The sequence below is a fragment of the Cellulosimicrobium cellulans genome, assembly GCF_024124905.1.
GTDB lineage: Bacteria > Actinomycetota > Actinomycetes > Actinomycetales > Cellulomonadaceae > Cellulosimicrobium > Cellulosimicrobium cellulans_G.
Genome location: NZ_JAMXST010000004.1, coordinates 323,295 through 343,687, shown reverse-complemented (window position 1 = coordinate 343,687; position 20,393 = coordinate 323,295). Strand labels below are relative to the sequence as shown.

The window sequence follows — 20,393 nt, the reverse complement described above, 5'->3', positions numbered from 1 at the left end:
TTCGCATCGACCTTACCGGGTCGGGAGCCGGCTCAGCGGCCGAGGCGACGCTCGCGCTGGGAGTAGGCGCGCAGCGCGCGCAGGTAGTCGACGCGCCGGAAGTCCGGCCAGTACGCCTCGCAGAAGTAGAACTCGGAGTGGGCGCTCTGCCACAGCAGGAAGCCGCCGAGGCGCTGCTCGCCCGACGTGCGGATGACGAGCTCCGGGTCCGGCTGGCCCTTGGTGTACAGGTGCTCCTCGATGTGCTCGACGTCGAGGTTCTCCGCGAGGTCCTGGAGCCGCGCGCCCGCGGCCGCCTGCTCGCGGAGATAGGAGCGCACCGCGTCGGCGATCTCGTGCCGCCCGCCGTAGCCGATCGCCACGTTCACCTGGAGCCCGTCGACCGAGGCCGTGCGCTGCTGCGCCTCGCGCAGCGCGCCGGCGAGGCGCTCGGGGAGCAGGTCGAGGCGGCCCATGACCCGCAGGCGCCAGCGGCCCGAGTCGGCGAGGTCGCGCACCGCGTCCTCGATGATGTCGAGCAGCGCGGAGAGCTCCTCCTGGGAGCGCGAGAGGTTGTCGGTCGAGAGCATCCACAGCGTGACGACCTCGACGCCCTGGTCCTCGCTCCAGCCGAGGAACTCCGCGATCTTGTCGGCACCGCGACGGTGCCCGGTCGCCGTCGACTCGCCGAACGAGCGCGCCCAGCGCCGGTTGCCGTCGAGGATGACGCCCACGTGGCGGGGCACGCTCTCGTGCGAGAGGGTCGCGGCGAGGCGACGCTCGTAGAGTCCGTAGACGGGGCGGGGCAGGCGCACGACGGTTCCTCGACGGTGGAAGGACGGGTGTCGCCCGGCGGGCTGGTCCCTGGTCGGGACGCGCGGGCCGAACCCGCACACGCTACCGCTCCGGAGCGTCCGGACGGCAGGGCGCCCGCGACCGCGCACGGCCCTGCCCAGGATCTTCACACCCGCGGCGCGACGAGGGCTCGCGAACCTACGCTCGCGTAACTTACGATGGCGTAGGTTCGACGGACGACGCCGCGTGCGCGTCCGCCCGACCACCCGACCACCGGCAGACCACCGCCCGACCCGGCCCGACCCCGAGGAGACGCCGTGGACCGACCGCACGACAGCGACCCCACCCCGAGCGCGCCCGCCACCGACACCGGACGCGCGCGCCTGCCGGGTGCCGACGCCGTGAAGGACGTCCGCGAGAGCGTGGGCGACGCGGTCGAGAAGGTCGCCGAGGCGGTCAAGCCGCGCCTGCGGGGCTGGATCCACGCGGGGACGTTCCCCGTCGTGCTCGTCGCGAGCATCGTCCTCGTCGTCGTCGCCCCGCCCGTCGCGGGCAAGGTGTCGTGCGCGATCTTCGGGCTCAGCGCGTGCCTCCTCTTCGGCACGAGCGCCGTCTACCACCGCGGTACGTGGTCGCCACGCGTCGCCGGGGTGCTCCGCCGCGCCGACCACTCGAACATCTTCCTCATCATCGCGGGCACCTACACACCCCTCGCGGTGCTCCTGCTCCCCCGGCGGACCGCGACGATCCTGCTCGCGATCGTCTGGGGCGGCGCCGTCCTCGGCCTCCTCGCCCGGATCCTGTGGCTCGACGCCCCGCGCTGGGTCTACGTGCCGATCTACGTCGCCCTCGGCTGGGTCGCCGTCGGCTACATGCCGCAGTTCTGGACCACGACGAACGGGCCGGCGATCGTCTGGCTCGTCGCCGCGGGCGGCCTCGCCTACACGCTCGGCGCCGTCGTCTACGGCATCAAGAAGCCGAACCCCAGCCCCCGCTGGTTCGGCTTCCACGAGATCTTCCACGTGCTCACCGTCGTCGGCTTCACGTGCCACTACATCGCGATCATGCTCGCGGCGGTCGCGGCCCGCTGAGCGCGCCGCGAGCTCAGTCCCGAGGGACGACGGCGTACCGGCGGTTGGCGAGCGACGGGTTGCGCTCGCGCACGCTCGCCAGGGCCGCGGGGTCGAGGTCGGCGCTGCGCAGCTCGGCGCGCTCGCCGAGCTCCAGGCCGACCTGGCCGTCCGGGCCGACGAGGAGCGACCGGCCGGTCACGCCCCTGCCCGCCTGCCCGACCGCGAGCACGACGGCGGTGTTCTCGATCGCCCGCGCCCGCGCGAGGGTGCGCCACTGGTCCGCCTTGAGGTCGCCCGCCGCCCACGCCGCGGGCACGACGAGCACGTCCGCGCCGGCGTCGACGAGCCGCCGCGCACTCTCGGGGAACCGCAGGTCGTAGCACGTCATGACGCCGAACGTCAGGTCACCGAGGCGCACGACCAGCGGCGGCGCCGCCGGGTCGCCGGCGTCGAGCCGGTCGGACTCGCGGTGCCCGAACGCGTCGTAGAGGTGCACCTTGCGGTACGTGCCCACGAGCTCGCCCGACGCGTCCACCGCGACGACGACGTTCACCGCGCGTCCCGCGGCGCCGCCCGGCACGAGGGTCCCCGCGATCGCGGCGACCCCGTGCTCGCGCGCGAGCCGGCGCAGGGTGGTCACGAACGGCCCGTCGAGCGGCTCGGCGTGCTCGACGCCCGTGCCCCGGGGGTCGAAGCCCGCCGCGTACTCGGGCAGCACGAGCAGGTCCGCGTGCACGCGCCCCGCCTCCCGGAACGCGGCACCGACCGTCACGAGGTTCGCCGCATGGTCGGCGGAGACCTCGATCTGGCCGATCGTGACGCGCGCCCCGGCGGCCACGGTCAGCCCTGCCGGGCGGGACCGCCGCCGGGCGCACCGTCGGGAGCGCCGCCGTCGGACGTCGTCCCGTCCGGGCTCTCGGCTCCGGGAGCCGCGCCGTCGGTGCCCGTCTCCAGCGGACCGTCCGCGCCGATGCCCTGCACCTCGGCGTTGTGCCGCATGCGCCGGAGCTGGCGGGACAGGGCGAAGAAGAGGCCCACGGTCGCGAGCGCCACCGCGAAGATCGCGAGGAAGCCGACGAGGCCCGGCGACACGTCGTTCGGGTCGAGGTCCTTGCGCAGCGGGTCGTCGGAGGGGCTCGGCGTCGCGGTCTCGGCGACGACGTCGGCCGCCCAGCCCGGACCGCCCGCGACGGTCGGCGCGAGAGAGTCCACGAGGGACGTCGTCGTGGTCACGAGGCCGCCTCCTCGCTCGCGACGAGCTCACGGACGCCCGCGAACAGGTCGTCCTCGGGGAGCTGCGTGGGGACGCGCGACTCGGCGAGCTCGAACTCCTCGAACGGCCACACGTCGACCTCGAGGTCGCGCGGGATCGCGAAGAAGAAGCCCTCGGGGTCGATCTGCGACGCGTGCGCGATGAGCGCCGCGTCGCGCTGCGCGTAGTAGCGCGCGACGTGGACGCGCGTCGTGACCTCGCGCTCCGGGATCTCCCGCGCGGACCGCGACTCGACCCAGTCGCCGAACGGTGACTCCAGGCCCGCGCCCTGCATCGCCTCGTGCAGCGTGCGGATGCGGTTCATCGAGAAGTCGTGGTTGTAGTAGAGCTTGAGCGGCGCCCAGGGCGCCGCCCCGCCCTCGCGCCGGTAGCGCTCGGGGTCGCCCGCGGCGTGGAACGCCTCGAACGCGACGCGGTGGCACATGACGTGGTCGGGGTGGGGGTAGCCGCCCGACGGGTCGTACGTCGTGACGACGTGGGGGCGGAACTCGCGCACGAGCTCGACCAGCGGCGCAGCGGCCTCCTCGAGCGGCACCAGGCCGAACGACCCCTCGGGCAGCGGGGGCAGGGGGTCGCCCTCCGGGAGGCCCGAGTCGACGAAGCCGAGCCACTGCTGGCGCACGCCGAGCGCGCGCGCCGCGGACGCCATCTCGACGCGACGCAGGGCGCGCATGCCCTCGATGTCGTCGGGCCCCTCGCCGAAGCTCGGATTGAGGATGTCGCCGCGCTCACCGCCCGTGCACGTCGCGACGAGCACGTCGACGCCCTCGGCCGCGTAGCGGGCGGCCGTCGCGGCGCCCTTGCTCGACTCGTCGTCGGGGTGGGCGTGCACGGCCAGGAGACGGAGCGTCTCCGGCTGCTCGCGGTGGGTGGTCGATCCGGCCGCGGGTTCGGCCACTGGTCCTCCCGGGTGCGTCGTACGTCTCCTCGCACGCCCGGACCTGTCGTGGGTGCACGACGAGCGCCCGGGCTCTGCGAAGATGGGTCGAGGACATGATCCCCCACCGCGCCCACACCTGACGAACCGCCGGGAACCACCGGCGCGACGCCGGGCCCGCGACCGGGCGCGGCGGCACCGACCACGGGACCGCACCATGACGAACGAGACCACCGCCCCGCAGCCGAGCCCGGGCGCACCCCTGCGACCGCCGGCGGGCCGCTACGGACCCGAGCCGACCGAGCGACGTCGGCGCCTGGCCGTCGTCGGCATCGTCCTCGTCGCGATCGTCGGGCTCGCGATCACGCTCGTCATCGGGCTGCGGTACGCGAACGAGCCGGTGCGGTTCAAGGACTTCGGGTACACGGTCGTGAGCCCGGAGCGCGTCGACGTGACGTTCGAGGTCTACATGGACCCGGGGACGACGGCGACGTGCACGCTCGACGCCCTCGCGGAGAGCTTCGCCCAGGTCGGGACCGTCGACGTGACGGTCGGGCCGGTCGAGGTCGCCGAGTCCCGGTACACGGTGAGCGTCGCGACCTCCGAGCTCGCCACGACGGGCATCGTCCAGTCCTGCCGCGTCGCGCCGTGAGGCCCCCCGGTCCGCGCGCCGGCTGACCTGCGGCGTCGCTGTCGGTGCCCGGTGCTTTGCTATCCTGAGGGATTCCCGCACCCGACCGTGTGGAGCCCGAGACTGCGTGCCGGTGACAAGCACGCCGTCCGCCGGGCGCCCCGGTTCCCGGCGGGAGACCAGTCCTACGCGCTGCCACCCGGCCAGCGTCACCGACCCGGGCAGGCAGGCGCACCGCGAACGCACGCGCCCCGGCTGCCCGTACCCGCACGGCCGTGCGACCGACCCGGCCGTCGACCATGGAAAGGAAGGAGCGAACCGTGACCGACACCACCGTCACCTGGCTGACCCAGGAGGCGTACGACAGGCTGCAGGCCGAGCTCGCCCACCTGTCCGGCGAGGGCCGTACCGAGATCGCGGAGCGCATCGCCGCCGCGCGCGACGAGGGCGACCTCAAGGAGAACGGCGGCTACCACGCCGCGCGTGAGGAGCAGGCCAAGAACGAGGCCCGCATCCGCGAGCTCACCGAGAAGCTGCGCAACGTGCAGGTCGGGACCCCGCCGGACGACGGCATGGTCGAGGCCGGCATGGTCGTCACCGCGGTCGTCGCGGGCGACGAGATGACGTTCCTGCTCGGCTCGCGCGAGATCGCCGGCACGACCGACCTCGACGTGTACTCGCCGACGTCGCCGCTCGGTGCCGCGATCGACGGCAAGACCGTCGGCGACGAGACGAGCTACACCGCGCCCAACGGCAACGAGATCGCCGTGAAGATCGTCGCCGCGAAGCCCTTCGAGGGCTGACGCGCCACCGGCGGCCACGCCGCCGGCGAGTCGTGAGAAGTGGCCTCTCCGAGACGTCTCGGAGGGGCCACTTCTCGCGTCTCGTCAGAGGCCGGGCGAGCCGCCGTCGCTGCGCTCGACGCGGTAGCCCTCGGAGCGCAGGTGCGCGACGAGCTCGTCGCAGTGCTCCGGGCCCTTGGTCTCGACCTGCATGCGCACCCAGGCCTCGCCGATCGCGAGGCCGACGTCGGTGCGGTCGTGGTCGATGTGCATGATGTTGCCGCGCGTGGTCGCGATGACCTCGAGCAGGCGCGCGAGGGCGCCGGGGCGGTCGTCGAGCAGCACCTGGAGCTGGATGTACCGGCCGGCCGCCGCGAGGCCGTGCCGCACGACCCGCAGCAGCACGAGCGGGTCGATGTTCCCCCCGGACAGCACGACGACGACCGGGCCCTCGACCGGGTCCGCCGCGCCCGCGTCGACCGCGGCCGTCCCCGAGAGGAGCGCGGCGACGCCGGTCGCGCCGGCGGGCTCGACGAGCAGCTTCGCGCGCTCGGCGACCATGAGCAACGACCGGGAGATCTCCTCCTCGGTCACCGTGCGGACCTCGACGCCGTGCTGGGCCAGGATCCCGAACGGCACGTGCCCGGGCGTCCCGACCGCGATGCCGTCGGCCATCGTCGCGGCGAGCCGTGCCGTCGTCGGCGCCCCGGCGACCAGCGAGCCCGGGTAGGCGGCGGCGCGCTCCGCCTGCACCCCGATCACGCGCACGTGCGGCGCCGTCTGCGCGAACGCCGCGGCGAGGCCCGCGACGAGCCCCCCGCCGCCGAGCGGCGCGATCACGGTCCGGACGTCGGGCACCTGCTCGAGGATCTCCAGCGCGATCGTCGCCTGGCCGGCCACGACGTCGGGGTGGTCGAACGGGTGGATGAACACGGCGCCCGTCCGGTCGGCCTCGGCACGCGCGGCGGCGAGCGTCTCGTCCACGTCCGCGCCGACGAGCCGGACCTCGGCGCCGTACTGGCGCGTCGCCGCGACCTTGGGCAGCGCGGCGTCGACCGGCATGTACACGACGGCCCGGATGCCGAGCAGGCCCGCGGCGAACGCGACGCCCTGCGCGTGGTTGCCCGCGCTCGCCGCGACGACGCCGCGAGTCTTCTCCTCGGCGCTCAGGCGCGCCATGCGCACGTACGCGCCGCGCACCTTGAACGACCCGGCGCGCTGCAGGTTCTCGCACTTGAGCAGCACGCGGACGCCGGCGGCCTCGCTGATCGCGCGCGTCGTCTGGACCGGGGTGCGGTACGCGACGCCGTCGAGCAGGCGGGCCGCGTCGCGGACGTCGTCGAGCGTGACCGGGACCGGCCCGGAGGTCACCGCACCTCCCCGGGAGCGTCCTCCACGGGTCCGGCGTCCTGCGGCCCGACGACGGCGGAGTCCTCGCCGGCGCCCTCGCGGGTCCGACGGCGCGCGGCCACGTCCTCGAGGTCGGCCTCCGCGCGCGCGATGACCGGCGGCTGCGGGCTCCCGCGCACCACGACGCGGTCGTCCGTGCCGAGCTCGGGGAACTTGTCGTGCCCGTGAAGGTACAGCACCACGGTGTTGAGGACCGCCGCGATCGGGACCGCGAACAGCGCGCCCACGATCCCCGCGGCGAAGCTGCCCGCCGCGACGACGAGCAGCACGGCGACCGGGTGCAGCGAGACGGCGTGGCCCATGAGGAACGGCTGGAGGATGTGGCCCTCGATCTGCTGCACGAGCAGCACGATGCCGAGCATCACGAGCGCCTGCACCCAGCCCTGCGCGACGAGCACCACGAGCACCGCGATCGACCCGGTGACGATCGCACCGACGATCGGGATGAAGGACCCGACGAACACGAGGATGCCCAGCGGCAGCGCGAGGGACGGGACGAAGAACGCCGCACCGATCCCGATGCCGACCGCGTCGACCGCCGCGACGAGGATCTGCGTGCGCGTGTACGCGGCGAGCGTGACGATGCCGCGGCGGCCCGCCTGGTGGACGTCGTCGCGCGCGCGCAGGGGCAGCAGCCCCACGACCCACGACCAGATCGTGCGCCCGTCGAGGAGGAAGAAGAACGTGCAGAACAGCGCGATGAGGGCGCCGGCGACCACGTGGCCGATCGTCGTGGCCGCGCCGAGCGCGCCGGAGACGATCGAGTCCTGGTTCTCCGAGACCGCGGTCCCGGCCTGGTCGAGCCAGTGCGAGATCGTCGTCGAGTCGAGGCCGAGCGGGCCGTCCGCGAGCCACTCGGTGAACTGCTCGAACCCCTCGACCGCCTGGTCGCGCAGGTCCTGGAAGCCGCTGACGATCTGCTGCCCCGCGATGGCCACGAGCCCCGCGACGACGACGATGAGCGCGATGAGCGCCGCGCCGGACGCGAGCCCGCGCGACATGCGCAGGTGACGGCGGAAGAACCGCTGGACGGGCGTGAGCAGCACCGTGAGCAGGAGCGCCACCGCGATGGGGACGACGATCACCTTGAGCTGCGTGACGAGCCACAGGCCCGCCGCGATCGTCAGGCCGATGAGCAGCAGCCGCCACGACCAGGCGGCGGCCGATCGCACCGAGTCGGGCACCGCCGCCGCGCCGGGGCGCCCGGGGGGAAGCGGGTCGGGGGTCCTGTGCTGGTCCGTCTGCGCGCTCACAGCGCCACCCTAGGTGAGCGCCCCTCCGCTCGCGGCGCCGAAGACCCGCGACGCGCCCGGTGTGCGCAGGATCTCCCCACCGCGCCCGGTGCGCGCGGGATCTCCCGGCCGGGTCGGCCCCGGCCTACCCGAGCGCCCGGGTGAGGTCCGCGACGAGGTCCTCGACGTCCTCGATGCCCACGGAGAGGCGGACGAGGTCGTCCGGGACCTCGAGCGCCGTCCCGGCGACGGAGCCGTGGGTCATGCGGCCCGGGTGCTCGATGAGCGACTCGACGCCGCCCAGCGACTCCGCGAGCGTGAAGACCTGGGTCCGCGCGCACACGTCGAGCGCCTTCGCCTCGCTGCCGAGGCGGAACGACACCATGCCGCCGAACCCGCGCATCTGGCGCGCCGCGAGCTCGTGCCCGGGGTGCGACGCGAGGCCGGGGTAGATCACCTCGGTGACCGCGGGGTGGGCGGCGAGGAAGTCGGCGACGGCGGCGGCGTTCGCCTGGTGGCGGTCCATGCGCACCGCGAGGGTCTTGAGGCCGCGCAGCGTGAGCCACGCGTCGAACGGCCCGGCGACGGCGCCGGACGCGTTCTGGTGGAAGCCGACCGCCCCGGCGACGTCGCTCCCGCCCGCGGGCGACGCGAGCCCGCCGGGGAGCTGGGCACCCGTCGCGACGACGAGCGCTCCCCCGACGACGTCGCTGTGGCCCCCGACGTACTTGGTCGTCGAGTGCACGACGACGTCCGCGCCGAGCGCGAGCGGCTGCTGCAGGTAGGGGGTCGCGAAGGTGTTGTCGACGACGAGCAGCGCCCCGGCGTCGTGCGCGACGCCCGCGAGCGCCGCGATGTCGGACACCCCGAGCAGCGGGTTCGTCGGGGTCTCGACCCACACGACGCGCGTCTCGGGGCGCACCGCGGCCCGGACCGCCTCGACGTCCGTGAGGTCGACGGGCGTGTGCTCCACGCCCCACGGCCCGAACACCCGGGCGATGAGCCGGTACGTGCCGCCGTACGCGTCGTCGGGCACGATCACGTGGTCCCCGGGGCGCACGACGGCGCGCAGCAGCGTGTCCTCCGCGGCCAGGCCGGACGCGAACGCGAACCCGCGCGCGGCGGGCGACCCGTCCGCCGTCGGGCGGAGGCCGCCGGACTCCGCGGCCGCGAGCGCCTCCTCCAGGGCGGTGCGCGTGGGATTCGCGGAGCGCGAGTACTCGTAGCCGCCGCGCAGCCCGCCGACGCCGTCCTGCTTGTACGTCGAGACCTGGTGGATCGGCGGCACGACGGCGCCGGTGGTCGCGTCCGGGTCCTGCCCCGCGTGGATCGCCCGCGTGGAGAAGCCGGTGGTGGTCCAGTCGGGGTGCTCGCTCGAGGTGCTCACGGACCCACCCTACGGCGCCGCCCTGCGCCGAGCAGGTGGTCGTGGTCCGTCCCGCTGCCCGGACGAACCGGGACCGCCTGCTCGGCCTGCCGAGAGCGCCTGCTCGGCCCGCCGGGAGCGCCGCGGTGGCGACCGGCGTCGTCGCGCGGGACGGTGGGTGGGGCGGCGCGCGTCGCCCGGGCGCGGAGGGAGCACGCATGGAGATCGACCTCGGCGGGCGCAGGGCGCTCGTCACCGGCTCGGCGCAGGGCATCGGCCTCGCGATCGCGCGCGCCCTCGCGGAGTGCGGGGCGGCCGTCGTCGTCAACGGACGCTCGGAGGAGACCTCGTCCCGCGCGGCCGACGACGTGCGCGCGCACGTCCCGGGCGCGGACGTGCTCGGCGTCGCGGCCGACCTCGCGACCGACGAGGGCACGGCCGCGGTGCTCGACGCCGTGCCGCACGTCGACGTCCTGGTGAACAACCTCGGGATCTTCTCGAGCGAAGACCCGCTCGCGATCGACGACGCGACGTGGCGCCGCTACTTCGAGGTGAACGTCCTCGCGGGCGTGCGGCTCACGCGCACCTACCTGCCCGGGATGATCGAGCACGGGTGGGGCCGCGTGCAGTTCGTGGGCAGCGACTCGGCGGTCGTGATCCCGGCCGAGATGATCCACTACGGCGTGAGCAAGACGGCGCTGCTCGGCGTCTCGCGCGGGTTCGCCAAGGCGGCGGCCGGCACGGGCGTCACGGTGAACAGCGTGCTCGCCGGCCCCACGCACACGGGCGGGGTCGAGGCGTTCGCGCGCGAGCTCGTCGGCGACGACCTGCCCTGGGACGAGGCGCAGCGCGTGTTCATGCGCGAGCACCGCCCGCAGTCGCTGCTCCAGCGCCTCATCGAGCCGGAGGAGATCGCGCACCTGGTCGCCTACCTCGCGTCGCCGCTGGCGTCGGCGACGACCGGCGCGGCGGTGCGCGTCGACGGCGGCTACATCGACTCGATCGTCCCGTGAGAGGCTCGTGCGGTGCGCCCGCCCGGCTCGCGACGGGCCGGCGTCGGCCCGGAACACCCGCCGCCCCCGCGGCGTTCTACCCCGTGCCAGGACGATGCGTCGTGGGCCAGCGCCCCGGTCGTCCGGGTCCTTCAGGAGGTAAGCGATGAACTCGATCTTCGACGCGATCTTCGGCTCGTCCGGCAAGACGACGATGGTCGCCCCCGAGGACGCGTTGCCCGGGCGCCAGTCGCCCGTGTTGCAGGCACCGCGTCCCCACACCGTGCTCGGCACCTCGATCACCGGCCCGTGGCCGGAGGGCACGCGCGTGCTCTACCTGGCGATGGGCTGCTTCTGGGGCGCCGAGGAGATCTTCTGGCAGGTCCCGGGGGTGGTGAGCACCGCCGTCGGCTACATGGGCGGCACGACGCCGAACCCGACCTACGAGGAGGCGTGCACCGCGCGCACGGGCCACACCGAGACGGCGCTCGTCGCGTACGACCCGACGAAGGTCTCCGAGGAGGAGCTCCTCAAGATCTTCTGGGAGCGCCACGACCCGACGCAGGGCTACCGCCAGGGCAACGACGTCGGCACCCAGTACCGGTCCGCCGTGTACTGGACCACGCCGGAGCAGGAGCAGGCGGTCCGCGACACCGCGGCGCGCTACTCCGCGGTGCTCGAGGCCAAGGGCTACGACCCGGTGACGACCGAGATGCGCCCCGCGGCCGAGGCCGGCCCGTTCTACTACGCCGAGGACTACCACCAGCAGTACTTGAGCCCCGCCAAGAACCCGAACGGCTACCGCTGCCACGCGACCACGGGCGTCCCGTTCCCGAGCGCCGCGTAGCGCCCGCCGAGAGGTGAGTCGTGGCCCCTGATCCCCCGTGGATCGGGGCCACTTCTCGCTTCTCGCCCGAGGGTCCCGGCGACCGGTCCCGTCGGGGTGCGTGCCGCGCCCGGCCCGACGCAGGATGGGCCCATGACGATCCCCACCCTCAGCGCCCCGGACGGCACGACGATCCCCGCGATCGGCTTCGGCACCTACAGGCTGGGCGGCGAGGAGGGTGCGGACTCGATCGCCCGCGCGATCGACGCGGGCTACCGGCTGATCGACTCGGCGTTCAGCTACGAGAACGAGGGCGCGGTCGGCGCCGCGGTGCGACGCGCGGACGTCCCGCGCGACGACGTGCTCGTCACGTCCAAGCTCCCCGGCCGCCACCAGGCCCACGACGACGCCGTCCGCACCGTCGAGGAGTCGCTGTTCCGGACCGGCCTCGACCGGATCGACCTGTACCTGATCCACTGGCCGAACCCGCGCGTGGGGAGGTACGTCGAGGCGTACGAGGCGCTGGTCGAGTGCCGCGAGCGCGGGCTGGTCCGCCACGTGGGGGTGTCGAACTTCCTGCCCGAGCACCTCGACGCGGTGATCGCCGCGACGGGCGTGACCCCGCTCGTGAACCAGGTCGAGCTGCACCCGTACTTCCCGCAGGCAGCGCAGCGGGCCGCCGACGCCGAGCGCGGGGTCGTCACCGAGGCGTGGAGCCCGATCGGTCGTGCGAACGACCTCCTGCGCGACCCCGTCGTCACGGCGGTGGCCGCCGCGCACGGGGTCTCGCCCGTCCAGGCGATCCTGCGCTGGCACGTGCAGCTCGGCGTCGTGCCGCTGCCCAAGGCGTCGTCGCCCGAGCGCCAGCGCGAGAACCTCGACGTCTTCTCGTTCGAGCTCACGACCCACGAGATGAACGCCCTCACGGGCCTCGCCCGGCCCGACGGGCGCACGAACGACCAGGACCCGGCGGTGTACGAGGAGCTCTGACTCCCGCGGCGCGGCACGTGCCCCGCGCCGCCGGTCGTGGCACCGTGTGCGGGTGACGTCCCCCGCCCTCGCCCCGGTGCCCGACGCCGCCCGACCGCCCTGGGCGGTCGGCTCGCCGCTGCGGCTGCTCGCCGCGGTGCTGGTCTCCGGCTCCGCGGTGCTGCTGTTCGCGGTGCACGTGCGCCCGCTCGGGTACGTGCCGCTCGTGCTCGGTGTGGCGCTCGGGCTCGCCGTGGACCGCCGCCTCGGGCGCGACCTCGCGCTGGTCGGCACCGGCATGGCGATCATCTCGACGATCTCGCTCGAGGCCGACCTGTCGGACGCGGGGATGGTGCGCTTCGCCGTCGTGCTGTCCCTCGCCGTGCTCGTCCCGTGGGCGCTCTCGCGGTTCGCGTTCCGCGAGGACGTCGTCCGGTTCCCCGTCGCCACCGGGCGGCGCTGGACCCGGGGGCAGATCGTCTACCTCGTCGTGGTCGTCGTCGCGGGGTACCTGATCCTGCCGTTCTACTTCATCGGCTCGGGCGCGTACCTCAACTGGCCGGAGATCACGGGCGGGCAGGAGATCGCCCGGCTGTTCGTCGGCGTCAACGCGGTGGGGATCTGGGACGAGCTGTTCTTCGTGTGCGTCGTGTTCGCGCTGTACCGCGAGCACTTCGGCCTGTGGACGGCGAACCTGCTCCAGGCGGCCGTCTTCGTGTCGTTCCTGTGGGAGCTCGGGTACCGCGAGTGGGGTCCGCTCCTCACCGTCCCGTTCGCCCTGGTCCAGGGCTGGATCTTCTCCTGGAGCAAGTCGCTCACCTACGTGGTGGCCGTCCACCTGCTCTTCGACGTCGTGGTGTTCGCCGTGCTCGTGCACGCCCACCACCCGGAGCTGTTCGACGTGTTCGTCACCGCGCCACGCTGACGGTGCCGCCCGAGCCGGTTCAGGACGGTCGCGCCAGCAGGACCCGACGGACCCCGTCCACGCGGCACGCCGCGGTGACCGCGCCCGTCGCCGGGCCGGCGAGGACCGTCACCGTCGCGACGACGACGGCGACCCCGACGGCCGCGCCCGCGACGACGTCGTGCGGGAAGTGCACCCCCTGGGCGACCCGCGCGGACGCGACGGCGACGGCGAGCGCCACGGGCAGCACGACCCACAGCGCGACGTCGCGCAGCGGCGACCGGTAGGCGTGCCGCGCGGGCACCGCCCCCGGGACGCGCACGGCAGGCGCACCCGCGAGGACGACCGCCGTCGCGAGGGCGAACGCGATGGCGGTGTGGTTGCTGGGGAACGACCAGTCCCCCGCCGCCGGGCAGTGCGCGACCTCCACGAGCTCCCAGCACCCTCGCGGCTGGCGGACGAGCGACTTCACGGCCTCGCTCGCGGCGTAGGCGACGACGGCGCCCGCTCCGGCGACGAGCGTCGTCCCGACGGCGGACGCCCCCGCACGGCGCGACCGCCACGCGACGACCGCGCACAGGCCGAGGAGGACGAGGACCCCGCCCTCCGCGACGAGCTCGGACCCCGGGAGATCGGCGGTCCGGGCCGTGATCGCGAGGTAGAGCGCCTCGCTCGGCCCGCGCAGGAGCCGTGCGACCAGCACCACGAGCGCTGCTCCGACCAGCCACGACACCGCGACGAGGACCTGACCGGCGGCCCGGTTCGACGCGTCCGCGGACGGCTCCGGCAGCGGGCGCGACGCCGTTCCCGGCACCGTGCCGGACGTGGTGCCGAGGGGTGCGGCGGGGCGGTCGAGCAGGGTCGAGGTACGGGACGAATCGGGCGGGGTCATCGCACGAGGGTATGCCGGGTGAACGACAGGTGAACATCCGCCCCACGGGGGATGTCCGCCGTCGGCCCTCCCCCCAGGGCCGGACACTCGCGCGACGACTCCGAGACACGATCGCACGCGCGTGAGGCACGCTCACGACCGGCCCCGCGCGCGTGCGACCCGGTTCAGCTCGGCTCGGGGGCGTCGTCGGCGGGGACGTAGAAGGCCGTCGTGGCGGCGACGCGCGCCGCCACCTCGTCGGCGCCCAGCCCGTCCGCGGCCGCGAGCGCCGTGCCCCATGCCGCGCTGCTCGCGACGTTGAACGCCCGCAGCTCGGGGCTCGCGAGGACCTGCTCGGGGTCGAGCGGCCCGGCGCCGTCGAGGTGCAGCGCCAGGCCCAGCAGCGCGCCGTCCCAGCCGACGCCGACCGCCCCCGGCCCGTACACGTCCCACATCTCCGGCGGCACGACGGCGGTGTGCTCGAGCGTGAGGGTCGTGCCGCCGTCGGGCGCGGGCGCGAGGCGGAGCTCGACGACCGACGAGTCCTCCGGCGTCGGCGGGCCCATGACCCAGGTGAGCCGGAGGAGGGTCGGCGCGTCGCACGCGCGGATCTCGCCGCCCGCGTTGCCCTCGACCTGGTACGTGCCGCCGACGCGGAAGTCGCCCGTGACGGGCAGGAACCAGCGCGGGATGCGCTCGGGGTCGGTGACGGCGTCCCACACGTCCTCGACGTCGGCCGGGTAGGTCCGCTCGATCGTGAGGACGCGGGCCTCGCCGGCAGGGAGCGTCCCCGTCCCGACGGAGCGCCGCGCGGCCTCGAGCTCGGCGATGAAGTCCTTCATGCTGTCCTCCTGGTGGTGTCGGTCGGGCGTCCGGCGTCCTCGTCGGCGGCCGCGGCGCGGCGCCGCTCGCGGGCACCGCGAGCGAGCTCGGTGCCGAGCGCGTCGAGCCGCTGCTCCCAGAACCGGCGCAGGCCCGCGGCCCAGTCCTCGACCTCGTCGAGCGCCGCGGGGTCGAGCGCGTAGAGGCGCCGGGTCCCCTCGGGCCGCACGGTCGCGAAGCCGCTCGTGCGCAGCACCTTGAGGTGCTGGGACACGGCGGGCTGGCTGATCCCGAACTCCTCGCCCACGAGCGCGGCGAGCTCCCCCGCCGGTCGCTCGCCGCGGGCGAGGTGCTCGAGGATCCGCCGCCGGACCGGGTCGCCGAGGACGTCGAACGCTTCCATGGCACCCATGTTTCACCTGGTGCTTATATAAGTCAAGGCCGATCTAAGCGTCCAGGAACGTCAGCGCGCTCCCGGCGCCCGGCCGGCGAGCCCGGTGCGGACCTCACCGGCGCTTTCCGCCGCGCCCCCGGGCGTCGCGCCCCTTCTGGCCGCCGCCGCGACCCGGCTTCCCCCCGCCGGAACGCCCGCGCGCCGACGCTCCGCGCCCTCCCCCGCGACCGACCTGTCCACGGGTTCCACCGCGGCCCGCGCCACGGGGAGCCTCCGGCTCCGCGGCGGCCGCCTCGGCACGACGGCCGCGCGAGCTGTTGACCGTGCGGCCTCGCACGATGCCGACCATCTCCTCGACCAGCTCGTCGTCCCGGTCCGCGACCCACGCGAGCGCGACCGGGGCGGTCGGCGCGTCGTCGAGGCGCCGGTACGTCACGTCCTTGCGGTGGTGCAGGCGCGCGAGCGACTGCGGCACGACCGCCACCCCCACGTTCGCCGCGACGAGCACGACGGCGTCGCCCGTCGTCGCCGGACGCTCGACGGCCGGCGTGCCCGGGGGCTCCGGGGCGTCGTCCGCGGCGCCGGGCTGGCCCGCCCACGGCACGACGTCGTCGAGCGGTCGCAGCAGCACGTCGTCGGCGAGGTCGGCGAGGGCGACGGGCTCGTCGGGCTCGAGCGCGGCGAGCAGGTGGTCGCGCGAGACGAGCACGACCGGCGCCTCGTCGTAGAGCCGGATCGCGCTGAGGACGTCGCGGTCGACCGGCAGACGGAGGATCGCGGCGTCCGCCTCGTCGTCGCGCAGCGCGCGCTCGGCATCGCGCGCCTCGACGGCGACGAGGTCGAGCGGCACGTCGGCGAGGCGCTCGCGCCACGTGCGCACCCACTTCGCCGGCGTCGCGCCCGGCACGTACGCGAGGCGGAACCGCCGCACCGCACCGCCGTCGCCGGGGGTCGCGCCGTTCGTCACCTCGGGGGCCGTGCCCGCGTCGTCGTCCACCCGACCAGCCTAGGCGCGCCGCCGATGCCCGACCGGCCGACTACCCTGGAGCCCATGACCCCCAAGCAGTCCGCGCAGACCATGAAGCCCGCCACCGCGGCGAAGAAGCTCGGGGTGTACCTGCCCGCCACGCCGCCGGAGTTCCAGGAGGGCACGATCACGCGGGCCCAGCTCGAGGAGCTCGAGAAGAACCCGCCGGAGTGGCTCGCCGACCTGCGCCGCAACGGCCCCCACCCTCGCCCCGTCGTCGCGGGTCGCCTGGGCGTCTCCATCTCCGGCCTCACGCGCGGCGGCCTCACGGAGCCGCTGACGACGGAGGAGATCGACGCCCTGCGCCAAGACCCGCCGGCGTGGCTCGCGACCGAGCGCGAGGTGCAGAAGAAGGTCCGCGCCGAGGAGGAGCGGCTCGCCGCCGCCCGCGCCAAGAAGGGCTGAGCCCTCAGCCCTCGCCGGACCCTGACCGGGCGGCGGCCCGGTCCGTGTGGCCGAGCGCGAGGTCCGGCGCGACGGCGTCCCGCACGCGCCGCTTGAGGTCCGGGATCTCGGGGAACCCGCCGTCGGCCTTGCGGTCCCAGAGGAGCACGGGTCCGTCGCCGGCGTCGAGCGTGACGCGGAAGACGCCGTCCGTCCCCGGCACCAGGGCGACCTCGCCGAGCCGCGTGCGGAACGTCTGCAGCAGCTCCTGAGCGACCCACGCGGCCCGCAGGAGCCACCGGCACTGCGTGCAGTACTCCACCGCGACGCGTGCGGTCCCGCGCGGCGGGTCGGCGGTGGGAGCCTCGGGTCCGGGGAGCCCGGCGTCGTCCGTCATGGCGCCCAGCCTACGGTCGCGCGGCCCGCCTCAGGCGTCCCGCTCGGCGGGCAGGCGGCCGCTCGCGACGGCGGCCTCGAGCGCGGCGTAGTCGCTCTCGACGACGTCCGCGTACGCGCGCGACCAGCGCGCGATGGCGTCGTCGAACGCGTCGGAGCGGCCGAGGTACCCGGAGGCCACCCGCGTGCCGGGCGACTGGCTGTGCGCACGGGCGAGCACGCGCCCGCACAGCTCGCCGTACCGCACGAACTGGTTGGCAGAGAGCCGGTCGAGCTCGACCGACCCCTTCATGTCGCGGAACTGCCGCCAGAAGAAGTCGACGCGCGGGCGGCCCGTGCGCGCGGGCGCCTCGACCGTGATCCAGCCCAGGAACGGGTCCGACTGCGCCTGGAGGATCCGCTGGGCGGCCACGACCCGGCGGCCCTGGGCGGGCACCTTCCCGGCAGGCACCAGGCCCGACGGCAGCGCGTCGACCATCCCCCCGTAGGTCGCGAGGACGGAGGTCGTCGCCTCCTTCACCTGGAGGACGAGCGGCTCGCCCGCCGGCCCCTCGAGCAGCACGATGTAGCAGCGGGTCCCCACGCTGCCCACGCCGACGACCCGCAGCACGTAGTCGACGACCGTGAACTGGCTCAGCAGCAGGCGGACGTCGGCGCGCAGCGGCTCGCGGTACGCCTCGAACAGCGCGGTCAGCTCGTCGAGGGTCGCCGTCGTGACGTGCTGGGTGACGGGCGGCTGGTCGACGATTCGCGTCCGCCCGTCCTCGGTCTGCCCGGTGATCTTCTGGACCACCTGCTCCGACGTGCGTCGACGCGCCTTCTTCAGGGTGCGCTGCAGCTCCTGCCGCCCCTCCTTGAGCAGCAGCGGCTCGATGAGGTCGGTGTCGATCTGGAACGAGAAGCGGTCGAGGGCGCTGCGCGCGAACGCCTCGGCGAGCGTCTCGCGGTAGCCCCGCACCGCGCTGCGCGCCGCGTCGGCGCAGTCCGCCTCGGAAAGCCCCTTGTCGCGCCCGCCGACGTACATGCTCGCGGCGAGCCGCTTGACGTCCCACTCCCACGGCGCGTCCGACGCCTCGTCGAAGTCGTTGAGGTCGAACAGGACCCGGCGCTCGGGCGACGCGAACAGGCCGAAGTTGGAGACGTGCGCGTCGCCGCACGCCACGACGTGCACACCGGTACGCGGACCGTCGCGCAGGTCATGGGCCATCGTGGCCGCCGTGCCGCGGTAGAACGCGAACGGCGACTCCAGCATCCGCCCGATCCGGAGCGGGACGAGGTCCTGCAGCCGGTCGCGGTTCTGCTCCTCGATGACGGCGACCGGGTCGCGCTCGGGGAGCAGGAGCGCCCCCTGCGTGCGGCGCGGCACCCGGTCGCGCAGGGCGCGGCCCGCGGCGCGGGACTCGGCCAGGGTTCGCGGGACGTCCACGGGTGCCTCCTCGCTGTCCGGGAACCGCACAGTAGCGCGCGCCGCACGGCACGGCGACAGGACGACGACCCCGAGCCGCAGCGCGACGGCGCGACCGCGGCGGCGCGGCGGCGCGGGCCGGGGCGGGATGCTCGCACCGTCGGGGAGACTGGTCCGGTGACGACCTCGCCGCCCGACCTCGCCGCGCTGCTCGCGCGCCTGCGCACCGACGACACCGGCCCGGCCCGCAAGGACGCGCCGGTCGCCGTCGACCCCGTGGACCGCCTGCTGCTCGACCTCCTGGTCGAGGACGCGCCGTGGCTGGCGAGCGCCGGCCGGGAGTCGGTGGCGGTCGTCGACGACCGGTACGGGGCCCTCACGCTGGGGGCCGCGCTGCTCGCCGCGCCGTCGACCGCCACGGGGTCGACGCCGGGCCGCGCGCGGGTGCGCGTCCACCAGGACGCGTGCACCGCGGAGGCGGCCCTCGACGCGAACGCGACCGCGGTGGGCATGGAGGGGACGGTCGTGCACCGCGCCCTGGGCCCCGACCTGCTGTCCGGGGCGCGCGTCGTGCTGCTGCGCCTCCCCCGCAGCCTCGCGGCGCTCCGCGACGTCGCGGAGCACGTCGCGCGCGAGGCCCGCCCGGACGTGGTGCTGCTGGCGGGCGGACGCGTCAAGCACATGACCCGCGCGATGAACGACGTCCTCGCCGAGTCGTTCGTCGACGTGCGGGCGAGCCTCGCGCGCGGGAAGTCGCGCGCGCTCGTCGCGTCGTCCCCGCGCCCCGCGCGCGGCGGGTTCACCTCTCCCGTGACGGCCGAGCTGCCCGACCTCGGGCTGCGGGTCGTCGCGTTCGGGGCGGCCTTCGCGGGGGCCGGCCTCGACCTCGGGACGCGGTTCCTGCTCGAGCAGCTCGACGCCGCGGGCCCGGACGGACGGGCGCCCGGCGGGACGGGTCCGCGCGACGTCGTCGACCTCGGGTGCGGGACGGGCGTGCTCGCCACGTGGGCGGCGCGGCGCTGGCCGGGGGCGCACGTCGTCGCGGCGGACCGCTCCGACGCGGCGGTGCGGTCGGCGGCGCTCACGGCGCGCGAGAACGGGGTCGGCGACCGCGTGCGCACGGTGCGCGACGACGCCGGCGCGACGCTCGCCGAGGCGAGCGCCGACGTCGTGCTGCTCAACCCGCCGTTCCACGACGGCGCCGCCCTGCGCACCGACGCGGCGCACCGCATGTTCGCGACGGCGGGGCGGGTCCTGCGGCCGGGCGGGGAGCTGTGGTGCGTGTGGAACTCGCACCTGCGCTACCGGCCGGCGCTGGAGCGCACGGTCGGGCCGACCACCCAGGTCGCGCGCGGCCCGCGCTTCACGGTGACCCGCTCGACGCGCCGCTGAGTGCGGGGTGTTCGTCGTCGGGACGGCTCCGCGGCGACGAACACCCGCACTCAGCAGGGAGGTGTCACTGGACGTCGACGACGTCCACGACGAAGACGAGCGTGTCCGTGCCCGCGATGCCGGCCTGCGGCACGCCGCGCTGGCCGTAGCCGTGCTCCGGCGGGATCGAGAGCAGCACGCGCGAGCCGACGTTCTGGCCGACGAGGCCCTTGTCCCAGCCGCCGATCACGGCGCCGACGCCGATCGGGAACGCGATCGTGTCGCCGCGGTCGTAGGAGTTGTCGAACACGTGCCCGCCCCACGTCTGGCCGAGGTAGTGCACGACGATGTTGCGCCCCGACGTGACGGCCGGGCCGTCGCCCTCGCTGAGCACGACGACCTGCAGACCGCTGGGCGCGTCCGTCTCCGGGAAGGTCAGCGTCGGCTTGTCGCCGAACGATCCGGAGGCGGTGGGAAGGGTGGGCTGGTCGGTCACGAGGGTGCCTCTCGTCGGGTGCAGGAAGCCCGCGCGGACGCGGGTCTCTCCACCCTACGCGGGGTCGCCCCGGCGCGACGGGGACGACCACGGCCCGCGCCCTTGCCATCGCTGGCTA

General features: G+C 75.1%; 23 protein-coding genes. 9 read left to right on the top strand and 14 right to left on the bottom strand.

Annotated features, from left to right (window positions below; translation table 11 throughout):
* Positions 1 to 32 precede the first annotated feature (32 nt).
* A complete protein-coding gene (locus tag NHH00_RS13755) occupies positions 33 to 794 on the bottom strand; it encodes an isoprenyl transferase (RefSeq protein ID WP_253053055.1) in 762 nt (253 codons plus the stop codon).
* 363 nt (positions 795 to 1,157) lie between these two features.
* Here NHH00_RS13755 and trhA point away from each other — a divergent pair, with 363 nt between their 5' ends.
* Entirely contained in the window at positions 1,158 to 1,865 is a 708-nt protein-coding gene (gene trhA, locus NHH00_RS13750) for a PAQR family membrane homeostasis protein TrhA (RefSeq protein WP_290445446.1), read from the top strand.
* Between the two features lie 13 nt (positions 1,866 to 1,878).
* Here the strand turns inward: trhA and NHH00_RS13745 are convergent, their stop codons facing one another.
* The 3 genes from NHH00_RS13745 to mca are packed head-to-tail and all read right to left on the bottom strand — an operon-like array spanning position 1,879 to position 4,018.
* Positions 1,879 to 2,685 (bottom strand): carbon-nitrogen hydrolase family protein, encoded by an 807-nt coding sequence (locus NHH00_RS13745; protein WP_253053053.1) that lies wholly within the window; start codon positions 2,683 to 2,685, stop codon positions 1,879 to 1,881.
* A 2-nt stretch (positions 2,686 to 2,687) separates the two neighbouring features.
* Positions 2,688 to 3,080, bottom strand: coding sequence for a hypothetical protein (locus NHH00_RS13740; RefSeq protein WP_253053051.1), 393 nt, complete (start codon positions 3,078 to 3,080; stop codon positions 2,688 to 2,690).
* The gene (gene mca, locus NHH00_RS13735; RefSeq protein WP_253053049.1) at positions 3,077 to 4,018 is read right to left on the bottom strand and encodes a mycothiol conjugate amidase Mca; all 942 of its coding nucleotides are present in this window, start codon (positions 4,016 to 4,018) and stop codon (positions 3,077 to 3,079) included. The genes NHH00_RS13740 and mca overlap by 4 nt, the downstream gene beginning before the upstream one ends.
* A 196-nt stretch (positions 4,019 to 4,214) precedes the next feature.
* Between mca and NHH00_RS13730 the strand changes: the two genes are divergently transcribed.
* Together NHH00_RS13730 and greA are read left to right on the top strand one after the other, a co-directional pair.
* Positions 4,215 to 4,649 carry a DUF4307 domain-containing protein gene (locus NHH00_RS13730; RefSeq protein WP_253053047.1) on the top strand — a complete coding sequence of 145 codons (435 nt, stop codon included), beginning with the start codon at positions 4,215 to 4,217 and terminating at the stop codon, positions 4,647 to 4,649.
* Positions 4,650 to 4,948: 299 nt separating this feature from the next.
* On the top strand, positions 4,949 to 5,431 hold the full coding sequence (greA, locus tag NHH00_RS13725) for a transcription elongation factor GreA (RefSeq protein WP_047232065.1): 483 nt from the start codon (positions 4,949 to 4,951) through the stop codon (positions 5,429 to 5,431).
* Between the two features lie 84 nt (positions 5,432 to 5,515).
* On the opposite strand, the gene ilvA is transcribed toward greA, so the two are convergent.
* The 3 genes from ilvA to NHH00_RS13710 all read right to left on the bottom strand — a co-directional run bounded on the left by ilvA (position 5,516) and on the right by NHH00_RS13710 (position 9,439).
* Positions 5,516 to 6,781 (bottom strand): threonine ammonia-lyase, encoded by a 1,266-nt coding sequence (gene ilvA, locus NHH00_RS13720; protein WP_253053045.1) that lies wholly within the window; start codon positions 6,779 to 6,781, stop codon positions 5,516 to 5,518.
* On the bottom strand, positions 6,778 to 8,073 hold the full coding sequence (locus tag NHH00_RS13715; protein ID WP_253053043.1) for an AI-2E family transporter: 1,296 nt from the start codon (positions 8,071 to 8,073) through the stop codon (positions 6,778 to 6,780). The genes ilvA and NHH00_RS13715 overlap by 4 nt, the downstream gene beginning before the upstream one ends.
* A 124-nt stretch (positions 8,074 to 8,197) precedes the next feature.
* Positions 8,198 to 9,439 carry a cystathionine gamma-synthase gene (locus tag NHH00_RS13710; RefSeq protein ID WP_253053041.1) on the bottom strand — a complete coding sequence of 414 codons (1,242 nt, stop codon included), beginning with the start codon at positions 9,437 to 9,439 and terminating at the stop codon, positions 8,198 to 8,200.
* Between the two features lie 197 nt (positions 9,440 to 9,636).
* On the opposite strand from NHH00_RS13710, the gene NHH00_RS13705 reads away from it, so the two are divergent.
* The 4 genes from NHH00_RS13705 (at position 9,637) to NHH00_RS13690 (ending at position 13,130) form a co-directional block, all read left to right on the top strand.
* Positions 9,637 to 10,431, top strand: coding sequence for an SDR family NAD(P)-dependent oxidoreductase (locus tag NHH00_RS13705; RefSeq protein WP_253053039.1), 795 nt, complete (start codon positions 9,637 to 9,639; stop codon positions 10,429 to 10,431).
* Positions 10,432 to 10,576: 145 nt separating this feature from the next.
* Positions 10,577 to 11,257, top strand: a complete 681-nt coding sequence (msrA, locus tag NHH00_RS13700; RefSeq protein ID WP_253053037.1) for a peptide-methionine (S)-S-oxide reductase MsrA — start codon at positions 10,577 to 10,579, stop codon at positions 11,255 to 11,257.
* A 132-nt stretch (positions 11,258 to 11,389) separates the two neighbouring features.
* The gene (locus NHH00_RS13695; protein WP_253053035.1) at positions 11,390 to 12,226 is read left to right on the top strand and encodes an aldo/keto reductase; all 837 of its coding nucleotides are present in this window, start codon (positions 11,390 to 11,392) and stop codon (positions 12,224 to 12,226) included.
* Positions 12,227 to 12,278: 52 nt separating this feature from the next.
* Complete coding sequence (locus tag NHH00_RS13690; protein WP_439159171.1) at positions 12,279 to 13,130, top strand: CPBP family glutamic-type intramembrane protease; 852 nt, start codon at positions 12,279 to 12,281, stop codon at positions 13,128 to 13,130.
* 19 nt (positions 13,131 to 13,149) lie between these two features.
* Here the strand turns inward: NHH00_RS13690 and NHH00_RS13685 are convergent, their stop codons facing one another.
* The 4 genes from NHH00_RS13685 to NHH00_RS20755 form a co-directional block, all read right to left on the bottom strand.
* Positions 13,150 to 14,001, bottom strand: a complete 852-nt coding sequence (locus NHH00_RS13685) for a phosphatase PAP2 family protein (RefSeq protein WP_253053033.1) — start codon at positions 13,999 to 14,001, stop codon at positions 13,150 to 13,152.
* 164 nt (positions 14,002 to 14,165) lie between these two features.
* Positions 14,166 to 14,822 carry an SRPBCC family protein gene (locus NHH00_RS13680; RefSeq protein WP_253053029.1) on the bottom strand — a complete coding sequence of 219 codons (657 nt, stop codon included), beginning with the start codon at positions 14,820 to 14,822 and terminating at the stop codon, positions 14,166 to 14,168.
* Entirely contained in the window at positions 14,819 to 15,205 is a 387-nt protein-coding gene (locus NHH00_RS13675; RefSeq protein ID WP_253053027.1) for an ArsR/SmtB family transcription factor, read from the bottom strand. Before NHH00_RS13675 ends, NHH00_RS13680 begins: the two co-directional genes overlap by 4 nt.
* Before the next feature lie 103 nt (positions 15,206 to 15,308).
* Positions 15,309 to 16,193, bottom strand: a complete 885-nt coding sequence (locus tag NHH00_RS20755) for a LysR substrate-binding domain-containing protein (RefSeq protein WP_308202312.1) — start codon at positions 16,191 to 16,193, stop codon at positions 15,309 to 15,311.
* Positions 16,194 to 16,247: 54 nt separating this feature from the next.
* On the opposite strand from NHH00_RS20755, the gene NHH00_RS13665 reads away from it, so the two are divergent.
* Positions 16,248 to 16,628, top strand: coding sequence for a DUF5997 family protein (locus NHH00_RS13665; protein WP_047232055.1), 381 nt, complete (start codon positions 16,248 to 16,250; stop codon positions 16,626 to 16,628).
* A gap of 4 nt (positions 16,629 to 16,632) precedes the next feature.
* On the opposite strand, the gene NHH00_RS13660 is transcribed toward NHH00_RS13665, so the two are convergent.
* Together NHH00_RS13660 and NHH00_RS13655 are read right to left on the bottom strand one after the other, a co-directional pair.
* On the bottom strand, positions 16,633 to 17,004 hold the full coding sequence (locus tag NHH00_RS13660; protein WP_253053025.1) for a SelT/SelW/SelH family protein: 372 nt from the start codon (positions 17,002 to 17,004) through the stop codon (positions 16,633 to 16,635).
* Positions 17,005 to 17,034: 30 nt separating this feature from the next.
* Positions 17,035 to 18,429, bottom strand: a complete 1,395-nt coding sequence (locus NHH00_RS13655) for a DUF2252 domain-containing protein (RefSeq protein ID WP_253053023.1) — start codon at positions 18,427 to 18,429, stop codon at positions 17,035 to 17,037.
* A 156-nt stretch (positions 18,430 to 18,585) separates the two neighbouring features.
* Between NHH00_RS13655 and NHH00_RS13650 the strand changes: the two genes are divergently transcribed.
* Positions 18,586 to 19,800: a class I SAM-dependent methyltransferase gene (locus NHH00_RS13650; RefSeq protein WP_253053021.1), complete on the top strand. Its 1,215-nt coding sequence runs from the start codon at positions 18,586 to 18,588 to the stop codon at positions 19,798 to 19,800.
* A gap of 64 nt (positions 19,801 to 19,864) precedes the next feature.
* Here NHH00_RS13650 and NHH00_RS13645 read toward each other — a convergent pair whose 3' ends face one another.
* Positions 19,865 to 20,275 (bottom strand): FKBP-type peptidyl-prolyl cis-trans isomerase, encoded by a 411-nt coding sequence (locus NHH00_RS13645; RefSeq protein WP_047232052.1) that lies wholly within the window; start codon positions 20,273 to 20,275, stop codon positions 19,865 to 19,867.
* Positions 20,276 to 20,393 lie beyond the last annotated feature (118 nt).